This window comes from Geobacter sp. OR-1, assembly GCF_000813145.1.
In the GTDB taxonomy this organism is placed as follows: domain Bacteria; phylum Desulfobacterota; class Desulfuromonadia; order Geobacterales; family DSM-12255; genus Geoanaerobacter.
Genome location: NZ_BAZF01000006.1, coordinates 71,001 through 83,250 on the forward strand (window position 1 = coordinate 71,001; position 12,250 = coordinate 83,250).

General features: G+C 48.7%; 12 protein-coding genes, 2 tRNA genes and 1 pseudogene. 1 reads left to right on the forward strand and 14 read right to left on the reverse strand.

The window, feature by feature from the left end:
• Positions 1 to 905: 905 nt before the first annotated feature.
• The 13 genes and pseudogenes from OR1_RS07885 to OR1_RS07945 form a co-directional block, all read right to left on the reverse strand.
• On the reverse strand, positions 906 to 1,214 hold the full coding sequence (locus OR1_RS07885; RefSeq protein ID WP_041971141.1) for a GSU3473 family protein: 309 nt from the start codon (positions 1,212 to 1,214) through the stop codon (positions 906 to 908).
• A gap of 249 nt (positions 1,215 to 1,463) precedes the next feature.
• Complete coding sequence (locus tag OR1_RS22730; RefSeq protein WP_041971142.1) at positions 1,464 to 1,709, reverse strand: hypothetical protein; 246 nt, start codon at positions 1,707 to 1,709, stop codon at positions 1,464 to 1,466.
• Positions 1,681 to 2,079 (reverse strand): annotated as a pseudogene (locus OR1_RS21515) (NAD-dependent deacetylase); the annotation flags it as partial. The pseudogene OR1_RS21515 and the gene OR1_RS22730, both read right to left, overlap by 29 nt.
• A 76-nt stretch (positions 2,080 to 2,155) precedes the next feature.
• A complete protein-coding gene (locus tag OR1_RS07900; RefSeq protein WP_041971145.1) occupies positions 2,156 to 2,785 on the reverse strand; it encodes a hypothetical protein in 630 nt (209 codons plus the stop codon).
• A 29-nt stretch (positions 2,786 to 2,814) separates the two neighbouring features.
• A complete protein-coding gene (locus OR1_RS07905; protein ID WP_041971146.1) occupies positions 2,815 to 3,813 on the reverse strand; it encodes a YafY family protein in 999 nt (332 codons plus the stop codon).
• Positions 3,814 to 3,856: 43 nt separating this feature from the next.
• The gene (locus OR1_RS07910) at positions 3,857 to 5,359 is read right to left on the reverse strand and encodes a DUF2779 domain-containing protein (protein WP_041971147.1); all 1,503 of its coding nucleotides are present in this window, start codon (positions 5,357 to 5,359) and stop codon (positions 3,857 to 3,859) included.
• Positions 5,360 to 5,478: 119 nt separating this feature from the next.
• The gene (locus tag OR1_RS07915) at positions 5,479 to 6,411 is read right to left on the reverse strand and encodes a hypothetical protein (protein WP_160295226.1); all 933 of its coding nucleotides are present in this window, start codon (positions 6,409 to 6,411) and stop codon (positions 5,479 to 5,481) included.
• Complete coding sequence (locus tag OR1_RS07920; protein ID WP_041971150.1) at positions 6,341 to 7,714, reverse strand: ATP-binding protein; 1,374 nt, start codon at positions 7,712 to 7,714, stop codon at positions 6,341 to 6,343. Before OR1_RS07920 ends, OR1_RS07915 begins: the two co-directional genes overlap by 71 nt.
• Before the next feature lie 3 nt (positions 7,715 to 7,717).
• A complete protein-coding gene (locus OR1_RS07925) occupies positions 7,718 to 8,284 on the reverse strand; it encodes an ATP-dependent Clp protease proteolytic subunit (RefSeq protein ID WP_041971151.1) in 567 nt (188 codons plus the stop codon).
• 256 nt (positions 8,285 to 8,540) lie between these two features.
• Positions 8,541 to 8,849, reverse strand: coding sequence for an AlpA family transcriptional regulator (locus OR1_RS07930; RefSeq protein ID WP_041971152.1), 309 nt, complete (start codon positions 8,847 to 8,849; stop codon positions 8,541 to 8,543).
• A gap of 106 nt (positions 8,850 to 8,955) precedes the next feature.
• On the reverse strand, positions 8,956 to 9,582 hold the full coding sequence (locus OR1_RS07935; RefSeq protein ID WP_041971153.1) for a hypothetical protein: 627 nt from the start codon (positions 9,580 to 9,582) through the stop codon (positions 8,956 to 8,958).
• A 37-nt stretch (positions 9,583 to 9,619) separates the two neighbouring features.
• Complete coding sequence (locus OR1_RS07940) at positions 9,620 to 10,861, reverse strand: integrase arm-type DNA-binding domain-containing protein (RefSeq protein WP_041971155.1); 1,242 nt, start codon at positions 10,859 to 10,861, stop codon at positions 9,620 to 9,622.
• A 180-nt stretch (positions 10,862 to 11,041) separates the two neighbouring features.
• Positions 11,042 to 11,127, reverse strand: a tRNA-Leu gene (locus tag OR1_RS07945).
• A 97-nt stretch (positions 11,128 to 11,224) separates the two neighbouring features.
• On the opposite strand from OR1_RS07945, the gene OR1_RS07950 reads away from it, so the two are divergent.
• Positions 11,225 to 11,300, forward strand: a tRNA-Ala gene (locus tag OR1_RS07950).
• Between the two features lie 249 nt (positions 11,301 to 11,549).
• Here the strand turns inward: OR1_RS07950 and OR1_RS07955 are convergent.
• Complete coding sequence (locus tag OR1_RS07955) at positions 11,550 to 12,017, reverse strand: thioredoxin family protein (protein ID WP_041971156.1); 468 nt, start codon at positions 12,015 to 12,017, stop codon at positions 11,550 to 11,552.
• Positions 12,018 to 12,250: the final 233 nt, after the last annotated feature.

Below are 12,250 nucleotides of genomic sequence, written 5' to 3' on the forward strand. Positions count from 1 at the left end.
ATAATGCGGCGTGTCATATGTTGACGTAACAAGCCAAAAGGAGTATATTTAAACCATGGAAAGAAGAAATTCCTTCCATCCTGAGGCTCTGGAAAATCGGGATTGAAACTCCGAGAAAATCTGGGGCCTTTCGTTTACCAAGCCGAAAGCAGCATATCCAACTTGCTCCCCAATCCTCCTCCAATGCCCCCCCATTCTTTTTTGCCTCGCAAGGGGAATCAAGCATTATAGCCATTTCGCTTCCGTTGCTCTCGTTATGGCGAGATTACGGCCTAGCAATTATGGACAGACAATAATCTCTCAGCAATGTCGTCATCAGACGGAGATAAGTCAAGTGGTACCGTCTCTATGCCGGAAATGCGGGCAACCTTGTAACGTGCGCACTCAGCAGGGTGACCTTTGCAGTACGCGCCTTTAAGCAGCTGTGCAGTTGCCGGGGAAGTCTCCAATTTCGAACTAATATAATGACACATTGTCAAATGTTCACAGGTTGTCATGGAGAACACCTCCGTATTAAACATTTAGATAAAGTGACTAATAACACTTTAGCGTTATATCACAGGGTAAATGTATAGCATTTGATGTGCCAACCCATTAATGAGAGCCGGTAAAATCGTTGGCATAACATAAATAGTCCCTGCAGCATTTGAATATATCCCCATTTTAAACAAAAAAATCCCCGGCATCAGGAGTTCCAATGCCGGGGAAGAATGAAAGGAAGGAATTTTAGCTTTCATCCTCATGTTGTTTGCACGAATGTCTATTCTCCCAAGCTATAAACAAAGAGCCGCTCCGATATTGAGTGGCCCTTTTTGCTTCATGTGCCCCCGAAATCCCCTGCTGCCGGCTTCATTACTAGCAGCGGTTGAGTGTCAAGGATTGGGCATCTGCTGTGCCTAGCCCCTCTATCTATAATCATAGTGCCTGAAAATACGATTCATAAACTTCCGATGCATGTAACTGTGCTTATTGATTTCATTAGTAGTAAAAATATATCGTAAGTTTGCCATCTGCTGATATATAGAGAAATTTCTTCTATCAGAACCCGAATAATCTTCTCCTCCCTGCCCCCGAATTTGATCTAATGCAACACGCACCCAGCCACTAGAACGCCGGAAAGAAATTATTTTCCTAGCCTTTATAAGCATGTCAAGATCTTCTGCATCCACCATTCCCTTTTGACCATTTACGTAACAAACCGAAATTTTTATCATGGCTCCTGTCCTCGCTGTATTACCAGATGAAATTAGTAAATGAATATACCTAATAATCGATATCCTTATTTAGCTTAAACCGTGCCACACACAACATATTTAAATCATTGGGTATATTTTACTTATTACCTGTTCAAATATTGAGCTCAATGAATGAGGTTTCACGCACTGGCAAACTTTGCGTTCCAATTCCATTGGTTATTGTCATGGGAGGAGAAACTAGAATATAGGCAAGGATAGATTTACACTTCAATGAATATGAAGCTTGGTAATTAGAGCGATATGCTCAGGGAAACCACTCGCAGGTATTATAAGTAAATTTTGAAGGGGTACAGGCGATACCGAAATCAATGTTGCAGAATCCATCAAGTAAGGCTCTTTGAGAGAGTTCTGAGGGACAACACCGACAGTCAGTACGCCGGCTATTTTTGCGGTATCTACTAAAGCGGCATAGAAGGCCTGGCAATAACCAGTGAATCGAGCCATGAACTTCATGAATACGGTCCTCGGCATAACCGGCTTTCTGGAACTGGCCGTCCACATTGGAGGTGACAACGAAGTAGTCGGCCCTGTTTTTCTCTATCCACCTCTTGATGATATGAAAACCTTCGTGTGGGACTGTTTCCCGGTAAAGGTTGGTGCGATGCCCATAGAAACCCCAGGCAAAATGGGGGTCATTGATAAAATGCTGGGGAGTGGCGCATTCGGCAAAAGAAAGCCCAAGACGTTCATACGCTGGATATGCCTTCCAGAATCCGCGATCTCCCCTGAAGTCCGGTAGTCCCGAATCCACTCCCATTCCAGCCCCGGCAGTGATTATGAACGCTTCTGCTTCTTTGATTGCCGAAGCGGGTCGGTCGTACATGTTTGCTTTTCTCTCCTTTGCAGCAAAGAACCCACCCGGACTCGTCAGAACCTGTAGTGCAAACTCGAAAAGGAAATCAGTCAGAACTCCATAATTTCAGTGCCTTTGAAAATTCAGCTTCAAATTCTGACCCTGCGTACTTGCTTTCAAGCCAATCGGCAATCCAGATAAAATCGATAATATTTCTATTTTTATTCGGATTTGACGGCTGAACATAGATAATCTCAATGCCCGAGTTGGTCCCCGAATATTCCCTATCGGCATTGAGCAGGCCGAGAGCTTGGAGCTTCTCAAGCAGATGCCCATATTTAGTTTTGTAATTTGAGGCAGCTGATATCGTCACGATGCCTTCAATTATCAATTTCATTTCTTTAGATTTCGCTGCCTCCAGATACTTGTCCTGCCCAGGTCGTAAAGAGCCGCTGTCTGTTTTGAATTCCACAAGATAGTTCATACCATTATCGGTGACGATAAAGAAATCAACCTTGTATGACCTGTCGGCCATGTTTGTCTTTTCATAGGCATCATTGACGGTGCCCAGCCGGAGAGGCAATTCAGGTATGATCCCGGCAACTTTGATTCCCAGGAAATCACTCATAAAGTCAGGCAGGTAATACCCAACAAGGCTATCGATCCGCGGTTCCGCCTTATATGCAGGCAGCTTTTTCCAGTCGGCCATCATTTCGAAATAACCTTGCCAATCCATTCAATATCCTTTCCGAATTTAACGAGACATTAAGCCTTGTATCTCTTAATCATCCCGTTAACCGTTTCGATCATTTCGTCCCTCAGTTTCTTGGGCTTCACGACCTCCACCTGGTTGCCAAACCCGAGTAGCCACCAACGGAGCTGCGCTGTATCGGCAACCGTTGCCGTAACTACCACCTCGCTATCGGAAAGTTTCTTGATTTCCTGATCCGTTGACAGAGGGGTTTCGGACAGATGATAAGCTGCACCCGCGGTGAAATTCGCTACCAGCTTGATGTCGCTGGCGCTGACCGGGAAATGGAATTCTTTCTGGTTCTCGACATAATCCCGCAAAGAAAAGCCCTCGATTTCCCGAGCAGGCGTTGTCAGGAGTTTTACCGACTCGAACCGGTGCAACGGCATCTGCTTGATGTCGTCATAATCCCACAGGGTGCAGACCAGACAAACAGCCTTGTTGACGAAAACAATCCCAACGGGATTAATGACACATTCTTCTATGACCTTGCCATTCCTCCGCCGATATGTGGCTGAGAATCGCAAATCATTGAATAGCGCATCGTAGACCACGCTCAAGACCTGTTCGTCGATGGTCGGTGGGGTAAGCGGTTGCCCTCGGGATATGAGCTGGACCTTGTCAAGCCAGGCGCGATGCTGCTTTCCATTTCTATCCTTACTCAAGACCGCACTTGCTTCTTTGAAATGAAGCTTAGCTGATTCCAGGCAGGCTGTTGGGATCAGAGGACTCATGAACTCTTTCATCAGCCGGAACGTGAGAGCCGTATGGAGATCCATCCCCGGGAGAAGGACTGCGGCATCCTTTGCCCAGCTCCATCCTTGCGGGTTTTTTTCGTCCCCATAAATACTGAACTCCTTGCTCAATTCATCCAGATCTCGCTGGATGGTGCGCAAGCTACCGAATGGAACCCCAAGATTTTTCAGGCAGGTCTGGATCTGGGTTGTCGATTGCAGTTCCGGATATTTCTTCAGACACCTGAGTATGTTGATATGCCGGACGAATTTTTTCATGGCCACCACCCTTCGGAGTGATCAATCTCGCCTTCCCATAATGTTATGCTCTCGTTGTCGTGAGGTTCCTCATGACTTCCAGGATCTTCACCATGGCAAGCGTATCCAGGCAGCAATAATCTAGGAGCTGCTGCCGAGTCTCTTGAACTTTCCGCTTGTCCGTTTCCCCCCACAGGGAGAGCCAGGCAATGGATGCCTCTTCCCCATTACTCACCGGCATACCTTTGTATGACAGGTCAGGGATCAAGGCGGGGAGAACAGCTTTGATCGAGTACGACCCATCAAAGTCCCGGTGATAAATATCCTTCTTCTTGAACGGGGTCATCAGGTCCCGGAAATGTTCGATTAAAGCGGCAATCTTCTTCTGCTTGCGGGGAAACTGCGCCCCCAGTTCTTTCAATCGGCTGATTTCGAAATTCTGGTTCCAGGCCACAATGCAGCCATCCGCAGGCAGGTTTTCCAGCAGGCTGTTGAGAAAATCCTTACGTGGGTCTTTGCCCGGTTCAGCCAGGAACTCAAAATGTCGTGGCTTCTTTCCCTGCTTATCAACGACGTGCAGTGAATATTGAAACGGTACCTGCTTGTTCGGTGAGGTCCCCTCAAAGAGCGGTACCGGGGTCATATAGGTTGTCTCGAAGTCGAGGAAGCAGAGCGGATACCAGAGGTCATCAAGGAAGGTTTTTACCTTCTCTTCCTCTACAATTACTTTCTTCATTTTCATGGCGTCCAACTGGAGTTTCTGGCGCCACCCAAGCTCCTCCCGCGAGACATCTTTCATAAGGATGATCCCTTGCTGGTATAGTGGGAAGGGGTCAGGTTTGCCGATATCAGCGAAATCGAAAACCGAGTGTTTAGGAATATGCTGCCAGCAATGCCCTGAAAAAGCGCACTCGTATGGGTCGGAGCAGTGTGGGCCGATGTCGATATCAGGCATCTTCCCGGCAAGCATCTTCTTCATGGCTTTCAGGTTGGCGGCCACATCTTTCTGCATCGACATGATGTCGGTAGTCAGATCGGCTACGGCAAACAGCTCGTTGACGTCGATCTCACCGTTTCGGACATACTTGTTGTTGATATGAACCAGTGATGATCGGTTCAGTTTCAGGCCCGAGCCGGTTATCACATAGTATTGGATGGCCAGGTCGTCCATGTAGACATCCTTGACTCCGGTCGAACTCTTCACTTCGTAAAGTTCCCATCCCCGCTTGCCCCGATGGAGGATGTCGGCCTTCATAAATATCCCGTCGAAACGGAATGTCGCCTCGTAAATGGTTCGCTTTCCGGAAGCGATAGCCTCCTCAGTCATGGAGATCTGGTCTTCGTATGACAACTCCTCAAAGGGAACCAGGACACCGCCTGGGAACAGCTGCTGCGCCAGAATGCCCACATCGGTGCCGGTGGAAAACGTCGCCTGCTGGGTGACGCTGACCTTATCCTTGAGTTCAGGCTTGTTCTTATGCAACCAGAGGGACTTGTGGCATTGAAGCCCCTTTACGTAGAGGGATTTGCTAAGGGAATGATTGTTATTGGTCCTATTATCAGGCATTCGTTGTCTCCTTTATGCCTTACCCTACCAAAAGCCCGCGACAAAACCTGTCGCGGGCAGGTATATTTCATTTCTTCGGCTTGAAGGGACGACAAGTTAACCCGAAATCTTCAAGGAATTTACCCTCCACCGAAGAGAACCGGGATCACCGACTTCCCGCGGAGTTGGGCTATGGTCTCGTAAATGTCGCGGAGCCCAGGTTCGTTCCTCCCTTGTATCAACGCCCGAACCTCTGCTTTCGTGGCAAGGGAATCTATTTCGGCGATGTGCATTGGATTCTTCTCCACCAGCGCCGTCAGTTCTTGTTCTGAGAACACTTCGTTGGCGAGATTGGCTTGCCATTGCCTAACCTGCAAAGCGTTTGACGGGAAAGTAAGAGTCAGATGGTGGTGGAACTCGACAGGGATTTTTTGCGACTTGATCCCCTTGGTCACAAGGCAGAAAAAACCTCGTTGCGTACGAAGCTTGGCCAGCATTTCTTGGTATTTCGAACAACTATCATTATCAAATTCGGAATTTATTATTCGCGCTGCCTCGCCGGTCCAGTCAACGAAGAGAGTGATTGCGCTGTCAGCCCTGGCATCGGAGAAAGCAAGCGTCATGGGGTATACTTTTCTCTGGGTAACCGGATCGACAAGCATTTCATCACGCAATATTGAGGAAACCGTCTCGAAATCGAATACCCTGAGTGGCACTCCAAGTTCCCCGGCTAATGCAGAGACCGCATGTATTCCTGTTGTTGCGTCGGTTGTGCTTATCAGTAGATTGAACCCTCGTCCACTCTGTCTCATCCAATCCCAAGCAACCATGACCCCGTTCAACTCGTTCTTTTGTGTTTGGCTGAATGGGAGGTCTACCACTTTTGCTACCGGATTGGTGGTGGTGCATATCCTGCTGAGTTCACTAATCGATGCGGTTTGCAGGCTTGCGGCGTGTTCTAGTTGTTCCTGGGTTAACAGCTTACCCTTGTTCCCATCCTCCTCAGCGGCATTGATCGCCATGAGAATGGCATTCTTGATCAGCCCGCCGCTGAACTGATACCGCTCTGCCAAAGACTCCAGATTGGCATCGGCTGACAAGGTCACTTCGGGGGGGAATCAACGCCTGCCACATCTTGAGCCGAAGTGCCTCATCGGGTAATGAGAACAGGACCTTCATGCTGATCCTTCGATCCATGGCTGGGTCGAGATCTACTGCCTTGTTGGTGGCAAGTATGGTTATGCATCTTGCTTTCTCGATCTCCATCAGAAGTGCGCGGCTACGTCTGGTGTTAAAGGATTCACTGAATATGTCGTCGCATTCGTCCAGAAATACGATTCCTCCCATAAGCGCTGCTTCGCGGAAAAGCAATTCCAGGACATCATCGTCCGATATCGGGATATTGCTCATTTCTTCCATGTTCAGGGAGACCAGCGGACAGGAGAGATAGTTTGCAAGCCCCTTGGCAAGCATTGTCTTGCCGGTGCCGGAAGGACCATGGAACAGGTATGCGAGCCCTGTCCCATAGCCGAAGAACTCGTCAATCTCGCTCAAAGTGCCGTTTTGACGGCTTGCCAGAAACCGCTCAGCAGTTCGTACGACCTCCTGCTTCTGTTGTTCGGGAAGCACCACCTGCTCAAGCCGCACGATGCTCTTTTCGAACTTGATGAAGCGAAAGGCCGCATGGTATCGGTTGTTGTCCCCGACAATCCTCCTCACGAACCGCTCTTGCAAATATACCGACATCTTTATGATGCTTTGGGTATTACCCAGACAGTCCGTGTCGGAATGGAGAACCTCGTTCCTCATGAGGCTTCCATCAATGGCAAAGTAACGGCGATATGCCAGCTGTTCCCCCAACTCTCCGGTTATGATCGAAAGGATTACCCCTATCTCCATCCCATTGTCACAGTGGCGCTCCAGGCGGCTTGACTCGAATGTGGCGTAAAATTCGGATGATGAGAACTGCATCAGCAGCAGGAGCACAATCTTCCGTTCGATCTCGTCCAGTTCGAAGCTGTCGCAGAACTCGACAAAGTTAAGCTTGAGGCCTTGGTCCGTTGTTAACCCTTCACGGCAACGGTTCTCCTGGGTCACCTTCTCGAGCAGATCCTTGGCCTGATTGACGTCTGCCCCTTCAGGAAGGAAAGGGAATTTGCTGGTCGGTGTTTCATCATCGTCCCAACCAGCTGCTCCTCTCCTGAGTGCCGCAACAGCGACCATCAGACGTGCCTCCAACTCAAGCGCTTGGAGGTGTTCATTGTTGGTACTGAACGGCTTTAGTTCAAGGAGAGGGTCCTGACGGCCGGAGATGGAGATAACCTGCGCAGATTGGTCGGTTGGGCTGTATCCTGTTTGCATGACAGTGCCGTGCATTGGTTACCCCCTTCTTCTGATCGGTTCGATGATGTCGGCAAGCCCATGCTGGATGGCTTCATCCGGGGTCAGCCAGGTATCGACGTCACGCAGGAGATACTTTTCCAGTTCTGCCCGGTCTTTGATGTTCGAATAGGTGAGGTAGTGGGACAGGATCCGATCGTGTTCAAGGTCTTCTTCCTTGCGGCCGGCGATGAGTTGGCTGTGGTTGCCGAAGTTGAAGGCGGAGAAACGGTGAGAGAGTATGGAGGTGCGGGGGGTGATTACCCGGCGCCCTTTTTCGCCGGTCATGAAAATCAGGAGCCCCATGGAGGCGATCATGCCGATGCCGGTGGTGTAGATCGGGACACGGGACCATTCCATGATGTCGATGATCGAAAAACCTGCCGGGCACGAACCGCCCGGAGAGTTGATGACCATCTGGATCTGGCTGGTCTCTCCCTTGATGTTGTACTCGATGATCTGCTTGCAGACCGCTTCTGCGGTCCCGTTGTTTATGGCTCCTGAGATGTAGATGATGCCATAGTCATCGAGCCCCTGATCTTTCTTTTGCTTGTCGTTGTCAGCCATTGGGTGCCTCCTGAATTTTGTTTATGGTTCAGGAATACACCCGTGGCACGTCAGAATCTGTCGTGTAACAACAGGTCAAGAATTTTTAAAAGTTATAGTGTGTAGTGATGGTATTTACCGTAGAAATAAGGCAATGCTTTCGCCGCTGATGGTGTCAGGTCAATGTATGCTTTTGAGTTTAAAAGCTCCCACGATAACGGCACAAAGGGAGGCAATTTTATTTTATCCTTTGATCGTTTAACGCGACTCATTGGCGTTATTTCTCCGATGAGCGTTCAATGAAACTTCTAATGTCTTCTGCCTTCCATGCCGTTATCCTTTGACCCAAATGATGTACTGGAGCTGGGTATCTGCCAGACTTGACCCCAGCCCACCAGGTTGATTTGCTTACTGGAATGAGCGGTGGGTAAAAAGGTGCTTCAGTCTTGCGACCAGATTTTCCGTCGGCATCATTATCTGTGTTGGCTGTTTTTTTCCGGGGTGAAGCCGCAAGGGTTCCAATTATCTGGGAAAGCCTTAAGTAGCCAGTTGTTGGGATGCTGTGGAATAATATTTCTGTATCCATGGGAATCTCCTTTGTACGATTGGTGTCACGGAGATCCTATGGCATCCAAAAATATCACTGTATGCACTCGTGTAAAAAGATGAGGGTGCAACAATAGATCGGAATTTTATGGAAGTGGCTTTACTGCTTCAGTTGCGAATGTGCCATTGCCAGCAGCTTTGATGAGACGTTCTGCAAGGGATAGATATTTTTTGATCTTTCGAGAGGGGTAACAACGGTTGTCGGCATCAGGTTCATCCGGAAACCAGCCGATTTGACGGGCTATTTCTGCCATATTTGTCTTGCCTTTCAGTTTTTGTTCCTGAAAGAGGTCATATATTTTTAGGCATTTCTCCCATATCAGAAAGACTTCATTCCAGTCTCGCTTACGTCCCGTACTATCTTCTATGCTGTCAAACGCAAAAAATGGAGCGGCCATTCCTGCTGAACGAACAAGTGCTGCTCTTTGTCGTAAGGCTTCTTCTTTGAGAGGCTTGATGATATCGTCGAAATATCTATTGATATCTTCAGTGGTTGATCGGCGAATATCAATTTCAATATTCAGGGTAGACTTAATGACAGGAAACTCAATATCAAGTAATTCCAGCTCCTGGCAAATCAGAAACCACTTGAGATCATAATCGACCTCCAAGTCTTTGTTGCGTTCAATAAATTGCTTTCCTAATTCGATATATTTGCCAGCACGCCTTCTCCATACTATTTGTCTAAGTGATTGAGCCAATTCATTCTGCATTTGATTTCCATGAAAAGAAATATTCTAGATAAGTAGGTCAAACATCACCCTCAGCCTTCTTGAATGGAATTACTTTCGCTCCAGTTTTAAGACCATCAAGGTAATCAGCCCATGTCTGCATCATCTTCCGGCGCTCGGCAAGATGTGAAGTCCGGTTATAGGCGCGTCCGTTCGGATCTCTAACGGCATGTGCAAGCTGGTGTTCTATGAAATCAGGCCGGAACTGTAACACTTCGTCAAGGATCGTCCGCGCCATTGCCCTGAATCCATGGCCGGTAATTTCGTGTTTCTCAAATCCCATCCGACGAAGGGCCGCATTGATTGCGTTGTCACTCATACAGCGTAGCGGAGAACGATGACAGGGGAATAGATATCGGCCCGATCCTGTGAGCGGCTGGAGTTCACGTAGCACTTTAACTGCCTGCATGGAGAGCGGCACAATATGAGGCTCTTTCATCTTCATCTTTACGGCAGGGATATTAAACTGCTCATTGTCAAAGTCGATTTCCGACCATTCGGCATGCCGAAGTTCACCGGGGCGAACGAACCAGAGCGGCGCAAGCTGTAACGCACACTTAACCACAAAAGAGCCTTCATATTCGTCAATGGCCCGAAGTATGGGGGCTACCTTCACCGGATCTGTGGGGGCCGCTCTGTGACCATATTTGACCGGAGGCAATGCCCCTCTAAGGTCTGCTGCTGGGTCACGTTCAGCCCGCCCTGTGGCGATAGCATAGCGGAATATCTGACCGCACATGAAGCGGATACGGTGAGCCGTGTCAAGCGCCCCCCTGGATTCAATCCGGCGTAACACTGCCAGAAGTTCAGGGGGCTTGATTTCTCCAATCTGTCGCGCCCCGAGATAAGGGAAAACGTCCTTTTCAAGCCTTTCCTTGAGAGTTGTTGAATGGACTTCCGACCATGTGTGAGAAAATTTCAGGTGCCATTCACGGGCAACCACTTCAAAGGAATTTTCTGTTTCTGAGAGCGTAGTGGCTTTCTGAGCCTTTTTGAATTCGGAGGGGTCAACACCATTGGCGATAAGCTTACGCGCATCTTCCCGGCGCTGTCTGGCATCGGCAAGGGTAATGGAAGGGTATGCACCTAAAGCGATTTTCTTTTCTTTGCCCTCAAACCTGTACTTAAAATTCCAGAGTTTTCCACCTGAAGGTGTGACGAGGAGATACAAGCCCCCACCATCAAATATTTTCTGTTCTTTGGGGGCTGGCTTTGCGTTCTTTACCTGGAGTTCAGAAAGTGGCTTAATCCGCTTTGGCATTGGCATCCCTCCTTTTTTGGGGGCCTGCATTATTCCTTGGGGGCCGTTTGGGGCCTAATCAGCCCCCAAACTTGCTGGATTTAAGCATATCAAACAAGACTTTATTGGACAAACAAAAAAGAAAAAGCCCCGATTTCTCAGGGCTTTATATACTACATTGGACTACCTTGGATTATGCGATGGTACCGGAGGCCGGACTCGAACCGGCATGAGGTTGCCCTCGGCAGATTTTGAGTCTGCTGTGTCTACCATTTCACCACTCCGGCAGAAACGAGCGGATTATAGCCGTGCAATAGCGGTGCGTCAAGGCATAAAAAATTATTGACACAGTCAGGCAGGTTTGATATAAAACGGGTCTGTTTTGGGGCTGTAGCTCACCTGGGAGAGCGCTTGAATGGCATTCAAGAGGTAGTCAGTTCGATCCTGATCAGCTCCACCAATTATTAAGAGGTTACGGGTTAATTTCCCGTAACCTCTTTTTAGTTTCTAGACAACATGGAACCACATAAAAAAACCCCGGCGCTCAGGAGGTATTAAGCGCCGGGACACTGCAACCACTTATGCTGTCTGGATTCATCACCGTCCACACTCATGCCGTTCATCGGCACGTCGCCTGAAATGTTATTCCATTGTCCAACCTGCCTGTCCTGCTGTCCAACTATCCACTTCACCCAGTTTCCACGCTAACCTACAGTGGGATAGCGGCATAGGGAGCTGCTCTGCGGGTCCACTCGTCATTTGGGAATTTTACCAGCAGCGTATCATATGCCATCCTCAGCCTCTTGGGGTCATGACTCTGCCAGTACCCCGCAACGCCGTGAAAAAAGATCGCTTCAGCAGCCGCGCCAGCCGCGGGATGATTATCGATAACCTCGGCAAAAGCGGTCAATGCCTCGGCAAAGCGGAACCGATTAAAATGCATCTTCGCCTTACCCAGTTTCAGTTGCCCCAGCAAATCCTCAGCCGGAACATAGCCCACCATACGGTGGTGTTCTTTACCGGTCTGATCAAGCACCAGCAGCGTCGGGGTCCAGGTTACGGTGAACTGCTTCATAAGATCGGTGCGGTTGTCCCAAAAACACTGGCTTTTCATCGTCACAAATTCTTCCTGCAGATATTGTTGGACCCTTTCTTCCGAATACGGACCCGTATTCATAGCACTGCAGCCGAGTCAGCCGTCGAACCAGAAATCAAGAAACAGCGGCCTTTTACTGCTTATTGCCTGTTGTATCGCGACATATAGATCACGTTCCCACCTGATATCTGCCATAGTAATGCTCCTTTCGGATACGATTTCACACAGTTTCACAAGCAGAGGCCATGCCAGTGTTGCATCAGGGAATACCCGCTTAATATCAGCACATTAGATGCGATTATCTGGTTCAATTG